The organism is Zhenpiania hominis (assembly GCF_014333425.1).
GTDB lineage: Bacteria > Bacillota > Clostridia > Peptostreptococcales > Anaerovoracaceae > Hominibacterium > Hominibacterium hominis.
Genome location: NZ_JACRYT010000003.1, coordinates 209,435 through 227,703 on the forward strand (window position 1 = coordinate 209,435; position 18,269 = coordinate 227,703).

An 18,269-nucleotide genomic window follows, 5' to 3' on the forward strand; every position below is an offset into this window, starting at 1 on the left:
TGTATCACCTATACATATTCTCCTGCAACCCGAACAAATTGATCCATATTACGGACAGTATCCCCTGTATTAAGTATTTCCAATTCAAATTCGTCTTTTCCGAAATCCATAATATGTCTCAGGTTTATTGTCAGATCTCTGTTTTTTGCAATTCGCAAAATCCACTTTGCGCAGTTATCCCCACAGACAGATGCGTTAAATACTTTGTCGGATGAATCAAATGCCATCAAAATCAGAGTTTTCACTCCCCCTGATATATCTTTTACGGAAATTGGGCCAAGAATGGGACTGTCAATTAAATGCGAGCTGATAACCTCTGACTTATCTACATCCTTTATCATTTCTACAGACAAATTATCTGTAATCCACTCATCTTCATACTGGTTGTCAAAATAGGTGGGTGGATGATATATTGCCTGTTCCATGTTTCCTAAATATACACGCAACATAGGGTACCTCCTTCCTCAATGCCTTTATTATATCATATTCTTACACGCTTAACGAGCTTTCATCAATTAGCTGCTTCCAATCGCTTAATATCCAAATTCACCTAAAAGTTCCATATGATCAATGAGCTTTGACTCAGGCAGACTACATTCATAGCATTCGTTGTATCTCTGTTTTTGTTGCTATTTAATGCATAACTTTTGATTTGTCGACTTGTTCCTTGAACTGAACGAACTGCTGTTGCAACTCAATCGGAGGGAGGTAGAGACTAATATTTTGCATTTCCTGCGCGTTGATATTGGCTTGTCCGATGGCAGTTTTACACATGCCAAGCAGCATTTGTTTAGAAAAATCCGTATTTAAGAATGCGGAAAGGAATTCCGGCAAAACGCGCTCGGTAACGCGCACTCTAATAACAAATCCAGCTAGTACCATCATTTCGTCCCGATCATACACGCATGTCTTTCCAACAAGTTCTTTGCTGTTTGTACGATTGAAAAGCACATCGCCACGACGGACAGCACATTTATCCAACTCATTATCTGGGATGTCAATGCGTTTAGTATCGGACAAATCCAATTCACCACCATAAGTGATATTGTTCATGCGGAGATATGGGTATCTGCCACCATCAACAGCCGGACGACTGGAACCATAGCGAACATCTTTAACGATGTCTCTTATGGTACAGATTTCCCATCCCATCGGATTGTCTGGATACACGCCAAACATCTCGATAAATCGGGCTTTAATTAGTTCGTCTAATCTTTGAATTTGTTCCGCCTTACAACTAATCAAATTTTCTAATATATCCAAAACACAGATCACCTCCCTTTGATGATTCTCATCTGGAAGATTAAATTCTTCGTTTTGGTAATCTTTAAAATAGATATGCGGAACTGTTGCTCCTGTATAGTATTTTTCTAAGTGCATATTCTTAATTGCATAATACAAATATTTAGAGCAGACTCCCGTTTTAGGCAATATATATTGCAGTGTCCCTATTACCGACGACTGTGCAGGTAACAACATTGTCCTCCCGACACCTGCCCCATCCTTTACAACTGCAACATATTCATTTTCCTGATCATATCTGTCTATGTATTTTATTAACCCACTTGCACCATAAACTGGATAGATTCCATCTACTTCAACTAAATCTTTCTGCGCATATCTGGATGTCTTTTTTTCGCAGACTTCCCCAAGTTTCACTCTCATTCTATTCCTCATAATTGTTTTTATATGAATTCACTTGTTTTTTCTGTAGTGTTATGATATTCTAATGACTAAGGAAGCGGTTTTCTACCGTATAGTCAATTTGACTTAAGCGGCTTACTCGCTTCTTTTTTATATTTATCATATCGTATAAAAATAAACCTGTTGGACCGTTTCTTATTACAAGTGTAGCATGATGATATTGATTCAATCTGGCATTGCCCTCATTGCTCCCCTGCACAACGATCCCAAAGGAAGCATCATATCTATACCACCCTTTTCGGGCATCTTGCTTATGTTTTTCTTTTTTGTTTTCACTCCATCTTTTGTTGGTCGCGGTTGAGATAATTTCCTCTATTATTTGCGCCGCATTTGCTTTTGCTTTCGCAGTCGCGCCTCGCAGGGATTTCGTATAATTTGAGGCAGAATATTCATCTGGAAAATCGCTTCCAATTTCTATGCTATCCTGATATTCTTTAACAATAACAGAGTTCCCTATGTATCTCTTTAAATATTGTTCGACATCTTTCCACGGGATATTCTGTTTCCCTGAAAATAATATATGTTTGATGATTGGAATATCCCTGTGTTCTTCTTTTTTCGTAAAAACTTCCCTTCTCAAATTCTTGTTCCCCTACAAATCTCAATTTCACATCTACCCACGAAACAATTTATGTAATATATTTTCGATGTGCACTTTTCACATTATTCTGATTCACAATTGCATACTGCATCGTTGTATCAATTTGTGAATGTCCCAATATTTTTTGTACTTGTTCAATTGGCATTCCCTTATCAATCGCTCTTGTTGCCATTGTCCGGCGGAACTTGTGTGGATGAATTCTCTCAATATCCAATTTCCTTCCAAGCTGGCGGAGTCTTATTTCAACACCACTTATTTTTAACCGATTATATGGATAGTCTAAAGTTACAAACAATGCCGGATTGTTATCAATTCTGCTTTCTAAATAATTTTTAATGTGCAGCTTTGCCTTTGCATCGAAATAAACACGCCTCTCCTTTTCGCCTTTCCCAAAAACTACACATTCGCGTTCCTCAAAATCAATATCATCTCTGTTTAAATTCACCAATTCACCTACTCGTATGCCGGTTGAATACAGCAAATCAATAATGGCCAGATCTCTCGGTTCTTTGCATCCATCTCTCAGCCGTTCGATACTCTCATCAGAAATGATTTCTTTAACAGGAGTTTTCGTCTTTATCTTATGAATGCGCCGCATTGGACTTTTTAAAATGTAGTCCTCTTCCTCCAACCAAGAGAAAAAACTGGAAATATTTCGCCTGATATTATCAATTGTTACTTTGCTGCATTTATTGAGTTTCTGATAATCTGACAGATATTTTCTTATTTCCTCTGTTGAAATCTTTCGAATACCTACATTCGTATTCTTCAACAGATGACTAACGGTCGCTTTGTAATAAATTAGGGTCCGTTCGGAACACCCTTCCACTTTCTTTGCTTCTAAAAACATTTGCAGATATTCTTCATTGCTTACAAACTCCATCTCCAAATTGTTTTCTGCAAAGTATGTTACCATCACCTGTTGCAATTTCTTTAATTGTGCTGCATTAAGATAATCAGACATCTCGTTCAGGACACTGTAAATTTTCTTTTCCATGTTGATATACCTCTTTTTTAGAAAAGTATATCAAATTTTCCTGATACCTGTCCTTTCTTTCTGCATTTACTTACAACCACGATCTTTCAAGTTCTTTTTTCAAAACACAAAACATATCATAAAAATCTGCTTTTACCTGCTTTACAATTTCCAACGCAATTTCCCTGTTGTAGGAATGTACAACGTTGTTTCTTGCCTGCAATGCTCGAATCCACAGAGTCTCATCTTTGATCATTCCCGCTTTATACGCTGTTTTGAGAATTGTTTTGGGCGAACCGGTTGCGCTTTGCTCATATCCGTGCTGCGTCAGAATTTCTTTCATAACTTTCCACGCCTGTTCAAAACAAATCTCATACAACCCTACCAAGCCTGTTAACACAACATTGTCATAGGGCTCCTGGTAATGATAAATTTCTTCCATATTTGCTAAGGCTGCACAGAAATTTTCATACTTTTTCATAAAGAACTCGACCTTCCTTTTCTATGGAGTCTTTCAGCTCCGGCTGCATCTTACGATCCAAGCTTACAATATCATATTCAAGAAGCGTTGAGGTTTCTTCTTCTACATCCAGGGCAAAACGGTCAAATTCACCGCCAGTCACTGCCAGATCAATATCGCTGGTTCGATGATAATCACCTCGCGCTCTGGAACCAAACAAAACAACCTTCTTGACATCATGCCTTTTTGCAATATTGCAAATTTCTTTGATGACTTCTTCCTTTATTCCGTTATCCATCATAGAGGTTTCCTCTGTCCTTCGTTACTAAGTGTTCTTAAATCACCTTATTTTCCAAATAGCATTCAAGCAGATAGGATGGGTTCTCATAATACATACTGCTGTTATAGTCGTCAATTTTCCTGCTGATGAAGGAATGGTAGACATTCCACAAAGCCTCTATCGTCCCTTTCTTTTCAACCTCTGCCACACCTTTTATCAGCCTTTTATATACTTTCCCGATGTCCCAGTGCGAAGGGATCGTATAGACACATTCTTTTACATTATCAAAGTTTCCCGGTTCAATTCCTGCTTCACTGATAAAATCATCACTGACACGTTCGATATTATCGCTGTGGTAAATATCTGCCAGATCATAAATTTTTTCAATCCGTTTTTTCCCTAATTGATTCACAACATCAACCCTTTTGTTTTTCGTTTTCCTGGCAATATAATCAATCAGGCTGCATGTAAAAAACAAATCGTTCTCTTTTGGATTTTCTCTTCCATTGTTTTCTTTCATTCCTGAACCTCCTCAAATCCTCTATATTCAAGGCATTTCAACGATTCTTTGGTACAGAAGTTAATTTGATGTGTGGGATATTTGAATTTGGCCAATATCCAAAACTGTTCTCTGGTAATAGCCCCATCTACATAATCAGAGATATAATTATAAATCTGATCATTGGCCATTGCTCCAATTACGATGTCATAATCATGACTCTTTCCACTCCTGCATGCAACGATAAAATCCAGCCACTCATCCGTCATATCTTTAAACTCTTTTATCTTCAAAGCGGAATTTAATCGCACTTCATAGATAGATACAATTTTGGTATCATAGCGTCTTGCCCATCTTTGAGCCTGTTCTTTAATTACTGTACAATAGAACCCCGTCCCAAAATCCTTTGTATTTCTCCCAATACGAATTTGTGGATGTTCAACCGGCATGTAACTGCCATGGTATACCGTCATTTTTGCCATTAAACTCCCCCCTTTTCTAACCAAAATATTCCTGCATCAGGCTGTCAAATAGAAGTTGCGTTTCGTCTAGTGATTTCTGTATGGCAACTTTTGATTTGTCGGTCTGGGCAACAAAGGCGGCAAATCGTTCCTGCTGTTCTATCGGTGGCATATAAACTACCAAAGATTGTACATCTTTTTGGTTGATACTAGCTTGATTGACCGCCTTTTTTGCTCGTTTTAAAATTTGCTGATAAATGAATTGAGAGCAAAGCAATTTCGTAATGTAAACTGGATGCAATTTATGTTCGTCTACGTGCAATCTCATCATATTTGACTCAAAAACTGTATTTTCTATTAAACCTTGAACCAAACCGCACTTACCGAGATATTCAATGCTATTGACTCGATTGATAACAATATCATTTTCATATAGTGAGTATCGCTTCAGCTCTATTTCTGAACAAATTAGCCGTTTTAACGATGAAAAATTCACCACCTTGCCATCATAAAAACTATCTATTCGAAGAATAGGTACGCCCGTTTTATCTGATACATAATCTGACTGAGGCTTATAAAGTCCATTCTGCGGCTCGATTGTCAAAACTGATCCCAAAGTCACTCTTGGTAAATTATGTGGATTCGTCATTGGGTCCCCAAACATCTCCACAAATCGGGCTTTGATTAGTTCGTCTAACCTTTGTAACTCCCGATTTCGCATATCTTTGATAGCAACAATTGTATTTAGCTGATTGACAATTTCTTTCTGTTCTTTTAACGGCAAATCAGGTATTTGCATTTTTCGCATTGTTGCCTGGGTTAGCTTTTGACGTGTAGCACCATTTACTAAGCCATCAGTGTTGTAGAACATCAATGAATAGCATAAAAAATCTACATCTAACCCAGTCTTCGGCTTTAAAACGTGGGCATGATTATTTACCCAGCACTTTCCAGAAACTCTATATGCAATGGGCCTTGTTTTCGAACCAAAATTTCCACCATCTTCTGCTAAAAGAACAAGTTCGTCATCAAAGATATATTCTGCGACATAATCCTGTATTCCATTCGCACCATAGTATGGATATGGGCCTTCTTGTCTATTCGCTGCTGTTATTGGTATTCGCATCGAATCCAATATTTCACAACAGTCTTCTAATAACATCGTTTGCATCTATTCATCCCTACAAATCTCAATTTACTTTTTCAACAACTTCTCCAGTTCATCCATATTTTCTTGGATTTCTTTTTCCAGTCCTCGAATATTCGCCAGAATTTCCTCTGTCGGCGGATACTCTACTGGAATATATTCAATCTCTTTATACTTATTTATAGAAAGATCGTAGTTATTCTCTTTAATTTCCTTCTTTGGCACGAAAAAGGATTTTTCCGTTCTTGCCCGCTCCGTTTCCTTATCTCGGTTGCGGAACCGCTCGATAATATCCGGAATATCATTTTCATTGACAGGGCTTCTTTTATCATCAAGGCTCAGACCGTCTGCTTGCATATCATAGAACCAGACATTGTCCGTTCCACCATGGCCGGTTTTAGTGAAAACAAGGATTCCTGTGGAAACTCCCGCGTATGGTTTGAATACTCCTGAAGGCATCGAGATCACAGCTTCCAGCCGGTTTTCCTCTACTAATTGTTTGCGTATATCTTTGTGGGCTTTTGAAGAACCAAAAAGCACTCCGTCAGGGACAATGCAGGCACATCTGCCCCCTACCTTAAGCATTCTCAAAAATAAAGCAAGGAAAAGCAACTCTGTTTTTTTCGTTTTACACACCTTCAGCAAGTCCGGTTTTACGGAATCATAATCCAGACTTCCCTTAAAAGGCGGATTGGCCAGTATCAGCGAATATTTATTTTCATCCATATTCTGATCGGACAAGCTGTCCTTATACTCAATATACGGATTTTCGATGCCATGGGTCATCATATTCATCGCTCCAATACGAAGCATGGTTCGGTCCATATCATATCCGAAGAACATATGATTCATATAATGATCCTTCTTCTCTTGGTCAAAAAAGATTTCTTCTTTATAGTTTTCCTTCAGGTACGCTCCTGCTGACACGAGAAACCCGGAAGTTCCGCATGCAGGGTCACAAATTGCATCATCAGGTTTTGGATCCATCAGTTCCACCATCATCCGAATAATATGACGCGGTGTCCGGAATTGGCCATTTCTCCCTGCGGAAGCAATTTTAGAGAGCAGGTATTCATACACATCCCCTCGAATATCCATACCTTTTTCATCAGCCATTAACTTGTAAATTTCATCCAGGGAATCCACAACTTTTGACAGCATTAACGGAGTCGGAAGTTTGAAAATAGCATCATCCATGTACTTGGAGTACGCGCTGTTTTTGTCGCCGTGCAGTTTTTTGATAAACGGGAATACCCATTCCTGCATAACTGTATACATTTTTGCCGCCGGCATGTCGCGAAATACCGACCATTTGAGCTGGTTTCCGTCAATTGTGCGTTCACCGATTTCCACCTGATCCGAAAACATACTTTTGTACGGCAATCCCAGCATCGCACTTTCTTTTGCTCTGGTGTTATCCACATCATCCAAATCATGAATAAACATCAGGTATGTAATCTGCTCAATCACTTCCAACGGATTCACTAACCCGCCCGAAGCAAATACATCCCACAAATTATCTATTTTATTTTTTAACTCACCAGTAATCATCTATTTATCCTCTCTGCTCGAAGCATCAGAACGTCTGTTTTTTCATAGTTCAACTATAGCATTTAAGCCTAACATCGTCAATATTAAGCCTGTCTTTTCTGATAATCATCAACATCCGCTCTACCTTTTCCGCCCCAAAAAATTCATCCACCTCACTCCATCTCTCCCAGGAAGCGCGTCCATCGACACCCACTGCTTTTCCAGCTGAAGCCCCGGAACTTCACGAAGAAGACGCTCTGTTTTTTCCTCATTAAAATCCGTATAATACCGCCCATCCCGGACTCCTTCAAAATTCCCGTACTTAAAAGAGGCGTACAAGATCCCATTTTCCTTCAGTCCGGCGCAAAGCCGCCCCACAACCTCTTTCAACGCATCATATGGCAGGTGCAAAAGCGACGCACAGGCCCAGATTCCGTCATATGTTTCTTTTTCGTGAAAGTCTGTAAAACGCATATGCTTCACTTCCATTTTCGCGTAATCCGAAGCAAGCCTGCAAAGCTCCGCTGAACCGTCAAGAGCGTCCACTCTGTAACCGGCGTCTTTAAAGGCCTTCGCGTCTCTGCCGCTGCCGCACCCAAAATCCAGTATGTACGCGCCGTCCTCCAGATTGTCCAGAAAGGCCGCCCGGGTTTCCGCAAAATTCACATTTACGGTTTTCTTAAAATACTCTTTGGCATTGCTTTCATAATAATCCAACGTTTTCATCAAACACCTCATCCGTCAGCGTTTATTTATCCGCTTCCCGGTAGACTCAGTTCCGAAATCCCATGTTGTGGGCCGCCTGATAAACCGGAAGCATAATTTCCTTCAAAGTCTGCTTAAACATCTCGAACTCCAGCCCTTCCCGATAGAGTCTGTACCGGACGTCCGCGCTGTTTACATGTTCCCGGCAGCACTTGTCAAAAGCCTGATGAATCTTCTCGTACTTCCAGACCGACTGATATCCGTGAAACTCCACATCGGCCAGCCGATGAAAGTACCTGTCCCAGTCCGGCAGAAAATTGCCCTTGCTGCTGTTGATCGACTTGGTTGTCGGGTGCAGGTTCCAAAGCTCATCGTTGGCCACATAGGACCAAGGAATAAAATGATCCAGCGAGATTTCTCTCGGCGCGACCAGCTGATTGCCATAGATTTCTTTCAAAGGCTCAGTCTCCGCAACCAGTTTCCAGTACGCCTTAGCCTTTTCCATCTTACGTTCCTGCGGCGCGTTCAGCTTATCTGAAATTCCGGGAACATTCGGATTTCGTTTCTGCAGATAAGTAATCAGGTTGAAGTTGATCCAGCCGGAAAGAATTTCCTGATTCTCATACAGGTAAGGGAACCATTCATCCTGGATTTCAATGCGGGTGTCGAGTCCGGAAAGCTCACCGATATAATAAATCAGCCGCTTTTCCTGCCGCATTTTCCGAATGAGATTGCGTTCCGAAGTCTTCCATTCTGCCTGACCCCGCAGCGCACTGTAAAAAGGAGCCTGCAGCCGGTACGGCACATTTCTCGTCAGCGTCCGCTTCATTTTGGAAACGTTTTTATCCTCGCAGTTTCGCACAAATTCAAGGATTGTTTCCTTCTCTTCCGAGGATTTCAGTCCGCTTATCCTGGAAAGATAATGAACCAGACTTTCCAGCGTATCGGCCGGACCCAGGTTCAGGTGGTATTCCGTCACCATATACCACGCCTCGCCGATCATAACATCCACAAGCTCTTCATAACTGGCTGAGGTCCGCCCTTTCGCGACAATTCCCATAATGGCTTTAAACCAGAACAGCTTGTAGCTTTCGCTTTTGTTGTCAAACAGCCGGGATAGATATTTGATGTCCAATGTTTCCGATACTGGTAAGTTCATGCTGTGTCCTTTCCTGAGCAGTATGTTAAATTTGATTTATCCTTCTCCCCAACCGTATCCACGCTCATATCCGGATGGTTCCAGTAATATTTCAAGGACTGGTAAAAAGCTTTATAGGAAGTCTTATACAGATTCGGCCGAGTTACCTTTACTTTTACTTTATAGGAGTTTCCCAATCCGGTTATATTAAGAATCTGCCATTTCAGAGCTTTTCTGTTATACTTTTTATAGTACTTCGTTACAGTTTGCTTCCGCGCCATTCTCATCTGCAATCACCTGGCTGGGTCCGGATATACCATAGACCGCTTCCGCATTCATTCCCCATGGAATGGCACAGGAAATCATCACCGCTGCCGTCAAAACAGCTAAAACTCTTAATTTCATTTTATTTTCCTCCTTATCTGACACAGTACTATATGTGGTTTTCTCTTCCCAGCTCCATAAGCCAATACCACTCATCGCTATACAGGACTCTCGCTCCTTCCCAGTATCTCCTCCAGCCGATGTTCCATAGCGTCGACTACATTCTGAGGAGATACAATCCGTACTCCAGCTCCAAGTCCCACCAGCCATCCGAAAAACTGCCCGCTTACAGCCACTTCCTGGCGAATACGAAAATGCTCCCGATCCGTTTTCTGAATGATCACATCTGTCCCGAAGCGGTCAAGAATGGCTCCAATTAAGTTGTTTTCACACTCTAGCGTTACATGCTCCCGTCATAAGCCAGAAGAGTTACTCTTATTTTACAGGAAGGATGCCTGATTGGCAATTTGCTACTGCTCTGAAGAAATTCCAGAAAGATCGGTTCGAAACTTACATTTTTTTCAATACCTTTATAACAGGTCTATTTTACAAAATTATCAGGGCAAAAAAACGGCCTCAAGTCAGCCGTTTCTATTTTTACGAGAGGCTCCATCCCAGGGTTCCTCCTAATTGTATCCCCGCACCTCTAAAGTTACTTAATGGATACAAAAGTTGTAGGTTTCAGAGCCTGCCTTTTTAAAAATCAGGCCAAATCAGAGATTTTCCCGAAATACAACCTGGCAAATGGGAAAGTTTTGTATCCACAGGGCTAGATTTAAGGAAAAAGGATACAATCCAACTTCTCACTTTTCCACTCATCCTGTTCCGCTTCCTCAATTTCCCGAAGCTTCCGATTGATTATGCTCAACATCGCTTTTACCTCCCAGTTCCTCCCGCACAATAGAAAATACCCCGTTTTCCGAAATACGGTAAATTCGCCTTACAAGCTCCTGCTGCGGCAGCTTTTTTCCAGTCTGAAGCCAGTATTTTATAACGCCCATCAACGCCGAAAGCTGATACTCCAGGAATGAAAAATCCACTTCCCTGCCGCTGTACTTTTCTCTCAGCAGCGCCATCCATTCCTTTTTCAGCTTCTCCCCCAGCAGAAGGTAATGATGCCGCTTAAACAGCAGTTCAATATGCGTGTCCTCTTTTCGGAGCGCTTGAAGAAAGATTTCCCCAAAGGCTGAGACCTGCAGCGCGCGGCTGAAATCGATCCTTCGGATTATCTCTTCCCGGATTGGCAGAAAGATACTCTCAATCGCTTTGTCTAAAAGATCGTAAATATCGTCGTAATACACATAGAACGTCGTCCGGTTGTATCCCGCTGCCTGGCAGAGCTCGCGGATTGAGATTTTCTCAATTTCGTTTCTTTCATAAAGCTTCCAGAAAGCTGTAAGGAATTCCGCTTTCGCGTCCCGTTTTTCCATGTCCTGTTTCCTCCCGTTTTCATGGTAACATAAAATCCGACACTTTGCATCGGATTGTTGATTGAATTCCGGCAGCCGCCCGGTTTATACTGTTCCCAAAGAACCCGAGAAACCATGTAAAGGAGTGGAACCGAAATGGAAACAATCAGCGTCCGCAGTCTTACAAAGGATTATGGCGGAGGAAAAGGAATTTTTGACATTTTTCTGTCCATCCGGCAGGGGGAAGTGTACGGTTTTCTTGGTCCCAATGGCGCGGGAAAATCCACGACCATCCGTCATCTGATGGGATTCTGCAGGCCCGATTCAGGCAGGGCGGAAATTCTGGGAATAGAATGCTTTCGCGGGCAGAAAGCGATTCAGCCCCATGTGGGGTATCTCCCCGGTGAAATCGCCCTTCCCGATGATATGACAGGAACCCGTTATCTGAAGCTCATTGGAAAAATGCGCAAGATGAAGGAGTTTGGCTATGCCCAGGAGCTGGCGCGGCGTTTTTCCATAAATCCGGATCTGCTCATAAAACGAATGTCCAAAGGCATGAAGCAGAAAGTCGCCATTATTTCCGCCTTTATGCACGATCCGGATATTCTGCTGCTGGATGAGCCGACCAGCGGTCTGGATCCCCTGATGCAGAACCGTTTTGTGGAACTGGTGGAAGAGGAAAAGAACAAGGGCAAAACGATTTTTCTTTCTTCTCATATTTTTGAGGAGGTAGAAAAAACCTGTGACAGAGTTGGAATCCTGCGGGGCGGGAAACTGATCCGTGATATTACGATTGATGAGCTGCGCAGTTCCCAGATGACCACTTACCAGATCGGTTTTTCAGGCATTTCGGATTTAAGAAAGTTTCAGACGCAATACCCTGACGCTCACTGCGCAAAAAACGCGCTGCAGCTGACCATTTCCATTCCCGATTCCCAAATCAATCCTCTGATCAGCGCCCTTTCCCAGTGCAGCCTGCGCTTTCTGAGAGAGGAAAAACACACGCTGGAAGAGTATTTCATGCAGTTTTACGGAGGTGAAGAACATGTTTAATGCTCCCTACTTTGCGCATCTTACAAGATCCAACCTGAAATTCCTCGCCGCCTTCACCCTGGTACTCTGTCTGTTTCTCACTGTAATGACAAATGTATTCACACCGGAAACGGTAACGGATCTGCAGTCGGCAGCCCGCGGAACCATTGCTTCTCAAATCCTTACCGGCAACGGCACGCTCATTGGTTTCATGGCAAACTCCTTTTATGCCCTGATGGCAATTATCTTTCCCATGGTGTATTCCATTCTGACCGGAAACCGCCTGGTTGCGGAAAAGGTAGATAAAGGAAGTCTTGCCGGATTTCTGTCAACGCCCGTTACCAGGTTGCGGATTGTCCTTACAAGCACCCTTTATCTGCTGATTTCCCTGATTGTGATGTGGGGACTGACCTCTCTGGTGGGGCTATTGGCAGCGGAAGCCTTTCAGCCGGGCGCGTTGGATCGGGAAACTTTTTTGCTGATGAACGCCGGCGCATTTTTATACCACCTTGCTGTCAGCAGTATCTGCTTCTGTTCCTCCTGTATTTTCAATACTTCCAGAAACTCTCTGACTTTCGGCGCGGGGCTGCCATTGCTGTTCTTTGTCATCAGCCTGCTGCGGAAGCTTTCTCTTGATCTGGATTTTCTGAAATATTTCACGCTGAACACCCTGTTTGACACGGAAGCTATTCTGCAAGGAAGCGGATACGCGGCAGATTTCGCGATTCTGGCGTGCCTGTCCGCAGTGCTTTACGCGGTTGGAATTCTATGGTTTAAAGAAAAGGATCTGCCCTTATAACATTTCTGCTTTCCAGGAGCCTGCTCTGCGGAAAAAAGCACTTGCACCCGACCGACAGATCCGCTATACTATAGAAGTACGTTTAGGAGAGATGTCAGAGTGGTCGATCGTGCGGCACTCGAAATGCCGTGCCCTTCACCGGGCCCCGGGTTCGAATCCCGGTCTCTCCGCCAGATAAGAAATGACACCCGCTGTGGTGTCATTTTCGCTTTTTGATGAAATAAAGAAACCGTTGGGAACCGCGTCCGTCACCTGACTGCTGGCCGCCTTTGCGGCCGGGTATACACCGTCGTGCGGATTTTTGAAATTGCGTATACAAAATGTATACACCTTCGGGTAAAATTAAAGGATTGCGTAGAATTTCATTAAAAAATATACTCCATCGCTGCCTTTTTCGCTGAAAAACCGGGTCAAACGGTCCTGTTTTCTACGTAATCCGAAAGTTTTTCTCTCAGGTGTATACTTTCACCTTCCCTGCGGCACACCACCCAGTCCCGAGTAGCGATGTTGCGTGGAATAAGCCTTACATGTTCCGCGTACTTTAACGACTGATAGATAACAGCATGTTTAAGGTTCACCATATCGGACGATAGTAGGAATACTTAAGATTCCAAGGATACTTATCAAAATCTTGAAGAAATGTCAATTTTGCAGAAAAATAATTTTGAACAAATGCGCATTTTCGCTAAAACGAATATTGAAGAAATGAAAATTCAAATATATCCAATGGATTACGAAGAGTTTTGCGATGCGAAAGGTACAATAAAACCAAACAGCAAATAGACTTGGCTTTAATGTTAGTTTAGGAATAACGTAACAAAAGAAATTCTATCAGTCTGTAAATTCAAATAACTCCTCCACCGTCGTATGAAAAACTTTTGCAATATCCATTGCCATTTTCAGAGATGGATTATATCGTCCGTTTTCTAAATGGACAATTGTTTCTCTACGAACTCCAATCAAAGCAGCTAACTCACTTTGCTTCATATTTTCTTTTCCCCTGTATTCTTTAATCCTTGTTTTCAACATCGTTATTCCATCCCATTTTTATCAATCCAGTAAAAGACAATGGCTCGAATTAGCACTAAAATAAAAATACCGCCAGTTAAAAGATAACCAGTTAAATATGGAGAAGTGCCATCTAACAGCAAAAAGGGAAAGATGATAATTCCCATAAAGATGAGGGCAGCCTTGAAGCAGATAGCATCTGCGATTTGTACGGTCTTTTTCGCGTACTCGTCCATGACATCAGAATTTTTCTTCAACCAACTTACGACAGCCAAAAGAATAATCACAATCCATACCGGCGCATTGGAATTTAATTTATAAACCACCATCAGATGGTAGTATACCGGAATGCAGAAGGCAATAATGGCTTGAACAAACATAAGCGCTCTTAGACTTATTTTTTTCATAACAACCCCAAAGTGATATATTTATAACTTTTGCTGTTATAAATATATCACTTTAGATTGCCTGTGTCAATAGAACATGTGAAATTTTTTTAACTTCTCAATACGGAACAGTGGGCTGTTGTCTATCAAATTCATGTGTTTTATTTTATGGCACATGAGCATTTATTCTTACCGGTTTATATGACATCATTTTTGAGTGAGATGTGAAAAAAAGCCAGGAAGCGCTCCGTCACCTGACCGCTGGCAGTCTCCTGCGACCGGGTATACACCGTCGTGCGGATTTTCGAAATTGCGTATACAAAAAGTATACACCTTCGGACAAAATTAAAGGATTGCGTAGAATTTCATTAAAAAATGCGCTCTGCTACTGCTTTTTTCGCTGAAAAACCGGGCCAAAAGACCCAGTTTTCTACGTAATCCGAAATTTTTTCTCTTAGGTGTATACCCCACTGTTTTTTATAACTTTTAGGATTCATTCTTACCGTTTCAACAGCCGTTCATAGATCTCCCGATCCCGATCTTGAAACACATTAAACACCACCATAAGCTCAGGATGCGCTCTCAAGACTTCCCTTACGGTCTCCACAGCGATTTCCGCGGCCTCTTCATTTGGAAAATGAAACTCTCCTGTAGAAATACAGCAGAAAGCCACGGATTTCATTTTCCATTCCACAGCCGCCGCAAGACAGGAACGGTAACAGGAAGCCAGCAGCGTTCGATCCTGCTCCGTAACCTTTCCCCGCACAATCGGGCCGACCGTATGAATTACATAGCTGCAGGGCAGATTATAGCCTTCTGTAACCTTCGCCCTTCCCGCAGGTTCCTCAAATCCCTGCTCCTCCATGAGCTTTGCGCAGGCAAGACGAAGCTGGACGCCGGCAAAGGTGTGGATAGCATTGTCAATACACCCGTGGCAGGGAACATAACAGCCGGTCATGCCGCTGTTTGCCGCGTTTACAATTCCGTCCGTTCCGAGAGTTGTAATATCCCCCTGCCAGAGATAGAGGCCGTCCCGCGCCGGCTGCAAATATTCCATTTTTGTAATTCCCTTTGCCCCAATCTCCTCCTGCAAAAGCGTGTCCTGAATCCGCAGGAACTCCTCACCGGCTTCTTTTGGAGGACGGACATTTACAAGAGAGCGAAACAGCTGCCACTGAGAATCCTCATCCGGCGGAAAGCTTTCCGCCTGCTTTCTGTACTGGGGCATTTCATCAATCAGACAGTGATTCAGCCACCCAAGCGTTTCTATTTTTTTCATGCGGAAACACCTCCCCGCAGCGATTCCAGGCTTCGCAGCCTTTCAAGGGTTTCTCCGATGTCACTGTCAATACAGATGGAACGGTTTTGAATTTTTTCCGGACATCCGCTATCTCCCGCATTCAGACAGGCGTAAACAGCCTGAGGATTCCGGGCGGTCATCTTCCAGAATGGATATTTAATAATGACCGGGGTGTTATATCCCACACCCATCTCCAGAAAAAGCACCTTCCGCCCATGAACGCGGCGGAGGAAAGCTTCGTAACGTCCGGCAGCTTCGCGCCACCCGTTGTCCTCTACGAAGCTTCCATCTGAACGAAGATTCATGGTCATAGGACGTCCGCACTTCGGGCAGTACGGAACCATCTCCGGGGGCACAGCCGTTTTCGCCAGGGTCCCTTCCGGCAGCCGCGGTTCTCCTGACGGCAGAATCTGATAGCCCTGAGCTTCCACCATCTTTCGAATTATTTCCTCGTTGTCATAAGTTTCCTTATGGCAGGGCCTGCTGCACTGAAAAAGTCCATAATCCCCCTGCGTATAGAACAGACGCTGCCTGTCGAATCCCGCTTTCTGAAAGCAGTGATCCACATTGGTCGTAATCACAAAATAGTCTTTACCCTCCAACAGGTGCCGCAGCTTTTCGTAGACCGGTTTCGGAGCCTGCATGTAACGGTTTATCTGAATGTACCTGCTCCAGTAAGCCCAGTACTCTTCCAGAGTTTTATACGGATAAAACCCTCCCGTATACATATCGTGAAATCCGTACTTCTTCTCAAAGTCTCCAAAATATCCGGAAAAACGATCTCCGGAGTACAAAAATCCGGCAGAGGTGGAAAGTCCGGCCCCCGCGCCGATCACAACGGCATCTGCCATGTCCAAGGCTTCTCTGAGCTGTTCTTCCGCGGAAATCCCCCTTGGGAGCCTTACTTCTCTTTTCTGAAACATTCTCATCCCATCCTTTCTTCGCACTTGTCTTTTCTGCTTCCTATTTTACTCCCTCCGGCAGCTTTGGCAAGTACGCACTTTTCGGTAACTATGTCACTTGAAAAGTGCAAGTTGAAAAAAGGAAAAAGCAAAAGAATCAAGAAAGTGCGCGCGAACCGTTCTAATTCTTTTACAGTACCGCGAATATCCTTTTGGGTTGTCTCCGGATTAATGGTACACATCCGCAAAACCTTTTTCCCTCGAAGTTCCGTGGTAAAAATCTGAGCAAATCCGCTGTTTGTAATCTTTCTTGAAATCTCAGAATTGATTGTATCGATATCATGTGAATTTGCATGAACATCCGGTACATAGCGAAAATTGACAATACCGAGCTGCGCAGGAGAAATAATTTCCCACTTTGGTCTTTCACGAAGCAGCATTTCCGTAAAGTTCGCCAGAGCGCATCCATGCTCAATGATTTTACCCATCTTCCGACTGCCCATGACTTGCAAGGTAAGCCATAATTTTAACCCACGCGCCGGACGTGTCAGTTCTGGCCCTAAGTCCCAAAACTCAATACTTCCCGGATAGATTTCAGAGTCTTTTAAGTATTCCGGGTGCGAAGCGAAACTTTTAATCAGAACAGATTCGTCCCGCACTAATACTGCGCTGCAGCCGTAAGTTTGCAGCATCCATTTATGCGCATCCCAGCTCAAGCTATCTGAGTATTCAATACCGGAAAGCTCATCTTTGAGCTGTTCAGATAATAATGCCGACGCGCCAAATGCTCCGTCAACATGCATCCACATTCCATACTTATGGCAGATCTTTGAGATATCCATTAGCGGATCAATACTGCCTGTATTCGTCGTCCCAGCAGAAGCGATAACTGCAAAGGGCTTCCGATGCTCCAGCAAGTCCTTTCCAATACTTTCCCGCAACCGGTTAATATCCATGCGAAACCTCGAGTCTGTCGGAATTACGCGGATCTGTTCTTTACAAAATCCAATCATAAGAAGCCCCTTTGTTACAGAGGAATGGGTTTGTTCTGACACATAAACTACCGCTTGGTTACGCTCATTATAAGTTAGTTTACAATCCCTTGCCGCAGCTAAAGCAGTTAAATTCGCTATCGATCCGCCGGAAACAAAAAGACCGCCGCTTTTCTCGGGATAACCGGCTAAACTACACATCCATCGAATCAATTTCTTCTCTACAAGATCTGCTATCGGCGCATTAATCCGGCAACTTGCATGAGGATTATATGCGTTTGTCATTACATCACCCATCCAAGATAGCAGTGACGCAGTTGAAGGAATACAGGCGAAGCTGCGTGGATGCTGTGCCAAAAAGGCATGAGTGTAAATATTCTGCAGCATTTCAGAGTACACATCCTGAACGGGGCGACCATACGCAGGAATACTTTGTTCTTCCATACATTTATAGATCGCTTTTGAAGCGGGACGATACACTGGTTGTACATCCAGCGTATTATAAAACTGAACCGTCTGCTCTACAAAATCTTTCATTAATTCACCAATTTGAACATTTTGCTGTATTCCTTTTATGCTCATACCGAATGCCTCCTACTATATTCATTTACTGTCT

General features: G+C 42.8%; 22 protein-coding genes, 1 tRNA gene and 1 pseudogene. 3 read left to right on the forward strand and 21 right to left on the reverse strand.

The window, feature by feature from the left end; genetic code table 11:
• Window positions 1-8: 8 nt before the first annotated feature.
• From H9L42_RS05320 to H9L42_RS05395, 16 genes and pseudogenes are all read right to left on the reverse strand, one after another.
• Entirely contained in the window at window positions 9-449 is a 441-nt protein-coding gene (locus H9L42_RS05320) for a DUF4869 domain-containing protein (RefSeq protein WP_187302346.1), read from the reverse strand.
• Window positions 450-633: 184 nt separating this feature from the next.
• Complete coding sequence (locus H9L42_RS05325; protein WP_187302347.1) at window positions 634-1,665, reverse strand: restriction endonuclease subunit S; 1,032 nt, start codon at window positions 1,663-1,665, stop codon at window positions 634-636.
• 61 nt (window positions 1,666-1,726) lie between these two features.
• The gene (locus H9L42_RS05330; protein ID WP_187302348.1) at window positions 1,727-2,284 is read right to left on the reverse strand and encodes a hypothetical protein; all 558 of its coding nucleotides are present in this window, start codon (window positions 2,282-2,284) and stop codon (window positions 1,727-1,729) included.
• A 49-nt stretch (window positions 2,285-2,333) separates the two neighbouring features.
• Entirely contained in the window at window positions 2,334-3,302 is a 969-nt protein-coding gene (gene xerA / locus H9L42_RS05335) for a site-specific tyrosine recombinase/integron integrase (RefSeq protein ID WP_187302349.1), read from the reverse strand.
• 70 nt (window positions 3,303-3,372) lie between these two features.
• On the reverse strand, window positions 3,373-3,762 hold the full coding sequence (locus tag H9L42_RS05340; protein WP_187302350.1) for an HI0074 family nucleotidyltransferase substrate-binding subunit: 390 nt from the start codon (window positions 3,760-3,762) through the stop codon (window positions 3,373-3,375).
• The gene (locus tag H9L42_RS05345; RefSeq protein WP_187302351.1) at window positions 3,749-4,042 is read right to left on the reverse strand and encodes a nucleotidyltransferase family protein; all 294 of its coding nucleotides are present in this window, start codon (window positions 4,040-4,042) and stop codon (window positions 3,749-3,751) included. Before H9L42_RS05345 ends, H9L42_RS05340 begins: the two co-directional genes overlap by 14 nt.
• Window positions 4,043-4,076: 34 nt before the next feature.
• Window positions 4,077-4,541 (reverse strand): hypothetical protein, encoded by a 465-nt coding sequence (locus H9L42_RS05350; RefSeq protein WP_187302352.1) that lies wholly within the window; start codon window positions 4,539-4,541, stop codon window positions 4,077-4,079.
• Window positions 4,538-5,002 (reverse strand): DUF3990 domain-containing protein, encoded by a 465-nt coding sequence (locus H9L42_RS05355; RefSeq protein WP_187302353.1) that lies wholly within the window; start codon window positions 5,000-5,002, stop codon window positions 4,538-4,540. Before H9L42_RS05355 ends, H9L42_RS05350 begins: the two co-directional genes overlap by 4 nt.
• A 16-nt stretch (window positions 5,003-5,018) precedes the next feature.
• Complete coding sequence (locus H9L42_RS05360; protein WP_187302354.1) at window positions 5,019-6,152, reverse strand: restriction endonuclease subunit S; 1,134 nt, start codon at window positions 6,150-6,152, stop codon at window positions 5,019-5,021.
• 24 nt (window positions 6,153-6,176) lie between these two features.
• A complete protein-coding gene (locus tag H9L42_RS05365) occupies window positions 6,177-7,679 on the reverse strand; it encodes a class I SAM-dependent DNA methyltransferase (protein WP_187302355.1) in 1,503 nt (500 codons plus the stop codon).
• Between the two features lie 120 nt (window positions 7,680-7,799).
• Window positions 7,800-8,384, reverse strand: a complete 585-nt coding sequence (locus H9L42_RS05370; RefSeq protein ID WP_243235663.1) for a class I SAM-dependent methyltransferase — start codon at window positions 8,382-8,384, stop codon at window positions 7,800-7,802.
• Between the two features lie 46 nt (window positions 8,385-8,430).
• The gene (locus tag H9L42_RS05375) at window positions 8,431-9,522 is read right to left on the reverse strand and encodes an HNH endonuclease domain-containing protein (protein WP_187302357.1); all 1,092 of its coding nucleotides are present in this window, start codon (window positions 9,520-9,522) and stop codon (window positions 8,431-8,433) included.
• Window positions 9,519-9,788, reverse strand: coding sequence for a hypothetical protein (locus tag H9L42_RS05380; RefSeq protein WP_187302358.1), 270 nt, complete (start codon window positions 9,786-9,788; stop codon window positions 9,519-9,521). Before H9L42_RS05380 ends, H9L42_RS05375 begins: the two co-directional genes overlap by 4 nt.
• Entirely contained in the window at window positions 9,748-9,906 is a 159-nt protein-coding gene (locus H9L42_RS05385; protein ID WP_187302359.1) for a hypothetical protein, read from the reverse strand. The genes H9L42_RS05380 and H9L42_RS05385 overlap by 41 nt, the downstream gene beginning before the upstream one ends.
• A 77-nt stretch (window positions 9,907-9,983) precedes the next feature.
• Window positions 9,984-10,223, reverse strand: a pseudogene (locus H9L42_RS05390) (WCX domain-containing protein); the annotation flags it as partial.
• A 435-nt stretch (window positions 10,224-10,658) separates the two neighbouring features.
• Window positions 10,659-11,255 carry a TetR/AcrR family transcriptional regulator gene (locus tag H9L42_RS05395; protein WP_187302360.1) on the reverse strand — a complete coding sequence of 199 codons (597 nt, stop codon included), beginning with the start codon at window positions 11,253-11,255 and terminating at the stop codon, window positions 10,659-10,661.
• Window positions 11,256-11,390: 135 nt separating this feature from the next.
• Between H9L42_RS05395 and H9L42_RS05400 the strand changes: the two genes are divergently transcribed.
• The 3 genes from H9L42_RS05400 to H9L42_RS05410 all read left to right on the forward strand — a co-directional run bounded on the left by H9L42_RS05400 (window position 11,391) and on the right by H9L42_RS05410 (window position 13,238).
• A complete protein-coding gene (locus tag H9L42_RS05400; RefSeq protein ID WP_187302361.1) occupies window positions 11,391-12,287 on the forward strand; it encodes an ABC transporter ATP-binding protein in 897 nt (298 codons plus the stop codon).
• Window positions 12,280-13,065, forward strand: coding sequence for an ABC transporter permease subunit (locus tag H9L42_RS05405; protein WP_187302362.1), 786 nt, complete (start codon window positions 12,280-12,282; stop codon window positions 13,063-13,065). The genes H9L42_RS05400 and H9L42_RS05405 overlap by 8 nt, the downstream gene beginning before the upstream one ends.
• A gap of 85 nt (window positions 13,066-13,150) precedes the next feature.
• Window positions 13,151-13,238 (forward strand) — tRNA-Ser (locus H9L42_RS05410).
• A gap of 658 nt (window positions 13,239-13,896) precedes the next feature.
• Here H9L42_RS05410 and H9L42_RS05415 read toward each other — a convergent pair.
• From H9L42_RS05415 to H9L42_RS05435, 5 genes are all read right to left on the reverse strand, one after another.
• On the reverse strand, window positions 13,897-14,094 hold the full coding sequence (locus tag H9L42_RS05415) for a helix-turn-helix transcriptional regulator (protein WP_207734921.1): 198 nt from the start codon (window positions 14,092-14,094) through the stop codon (window positions 13,897-13,899).
• 2 nt (window positions 14,095-14,096) lie between these two features.
• Window positions 14,097-14,480, reverse strand: coding sequence for a hypothetical protein (locus H9L42_RS05420; protein ID WP_187302363.1), 384 nt, complete (start codon window positions 14,478-14,480; stop codon window positions 14,097-14,099).
• A gap of 478 nt (window positions 14,481-14,958) precedes the next feature.
• The gene (locus H9L42_RS05425; RefSeq protein ID WP_187302364.1) at window positions 14,959-15,738 is read right to left on the reverse strand and encodes a protein-ADP-ribose hydrolase; all 780 of its coding nucleotides are present in this window, start codon (window positions 15,736-15,738) and stop codon (window positions 14,959-14,961) included.
• A complete protein-coding gene (locus H9L42_RS05430) occupies window positions 15,735-16,682 on the reverse strand; it encodes an SIR2 family NAD-dependent protein deacylase (protein WP_187302365.1) in 948 nt (315 codons plus the stop codon). Before H9L42_RS05430 ends, H9L42_RS05425 begins: the two co-directional genes overlap by 4 nt.
• 2 nt (window positions 16,683-16,684) lie before the next feature.
• Window positions 16,685-18,235, reverse strand: coding sequence for a pyridoxal phosphate-dependent decarboxylase family protein (locus H9L42_RS05435; RefSeq protein ID WP_187302366.1), 1,551 nt, complete (start codon window positions 18,233-18,235; stop codon window positions 16,685-16,687).
• Window positions 18,236-18,269 lie beyond the last annotated feature (34 nt).

Coding starts and splice junctions, on each gene's coding strand:
- H9L42_RS05320 (WP_187302346.1), bottom strand. CDS start 449: ATGTTGCGTGTATATTTAGGAAACATGGAACAGGCAATATATCATCCA.
- H9L42_RS05325 (WP_187302347.1), bottom strand. CDS start 1,665: ATGAGAGTGAAACTTGGGGAAGTCTGCGAAAAAAAGACATCCAGATAT.
- xerA (WP_187302349.1), bottom strand. CDS start 3,302: ATGGAAAAGAAAATTTACAGTGTCCTGAACGAGATGTCTGATTATCTT.
- H9L42_RS05340 (WP_187302350.1), bottom strand. CDS start 3,762: ATGAAAAAGTATGAAAATTTCTGTGCAGCCTTAGCAAATATGGAAGAA.
- H9L42_RS05345 (WP_187302351.1), bottom strand. CDS start 4,042: ATGATGGATAACGGAATAAAGGAAGAAGTCATCAAAGAAATTTGCAAT.
- H9L42_RS05350 (WP_187302352.1), bottom strand. CDS start 4,541: ATGAAAGAAAACAATGGAAGAGAAAATCCAAAAGAGAACGATTTGTTT.
- H9L42_RS05355 (WP_187302353.1), bottom strand. CDS start 5,002: ATGGCAAAAATGACGGTATACCATGGCAGTTACATGCCGGTTGAACAT.
- H9L42_RS05360 (WP_187302354.1), bottom strand. CDS start 6,152: ATGCAAACGATGTTATTAGAAGACTGTTGTGAAATATTGGATTCGATG.
- H9L42_RS05365 (WP_187302355.1), bottom strand. CDS start 7,679: ATGATTACTGGTGAGTTAAAAAATAAAATAGATAATTTGTGGGATGTA.
- H9L42_RS05370 (WP_243235663.1), bottom strand. CDS start 8,384: ATGAAAACGTTGGATTATTATGAAAGCAATGCCAAAGAGTATTTTAAG.
- H9L42_RS05375 (WP_187302357.1), bottom strand. CDS start 9,522: ATGAACTTACCAGTATCGGAAACATTGGACATCAAATATCTATCCCGG.
- H9L42_RS05380 (WP_187302358.1), bottom strand. CDS start 9,788: ATGAGAATGGCGCGGAAGCAAACTGTAACGAAGTACTATAAAAAGTAT.
- H9L42_RS05385 (WP_187302359.1), bottom strand. CDS start 9,906: ATGAAATTAAGAGTTTTAGCTGTTTTGACGGCAGCGGTGATGATTTCC.
- H9L42_RS05395 (WP_187302360.1), bottom strand. CDS start 11,255: ATGGAAAAACGGGACGCGAAAGCGGAATTCCTTACAGCTTTCTGGAAG.
- H9L42_RS05400 (WP_187302361.1), top strand. CDS start 11,391: ATGGAAACAATCAGCGTCCGCAGTCTTACAAAGGATTATGGCGGAGGA.
- H9L42_RS05405 (WP_187302362.1), top strand. CDS start 12,280: ATGTTTAATGCTCCCTACTTTGCGCATCTTACAAGATCCAACCTGAAA.
- H9L42_RS05415 (WP_207734921.1), bottom strand. CDS start 14,094: ATGTTGAAAACAAGGATTAAAGAATACAGGGGAAAAGAAAATATGAAG.
- H9L42_RS05420 (WP_187302363.1), bottom strand. CDS start 14,480: ATGAAAAAAATAAGTCTAAGAGCGCTTATGTTTGTTCAAGCCATTATT.
- H9L42_RS05425 (WP_187302364.1), bottom strand. CDS start 15,738: ATGAAAAAAATAGAAACGCTTGGGTGGCTGAATCACTGTCTGATTGAT.
- H9L42_RS05430 (WP_187302365.1), bottom strand. CDS start 16,682: ATGTTTCAGAAAAGAGAAGTAAGGCTCCCAAGGGGGATTTCCGCGGAA.
- H9L42_RS05435 (WP_187302366.1), bottom strand. CDS start 18,235: ATGAGCATAAAAGGAATACAGCAAAATGTTCAAATTGGTGAATTAATG.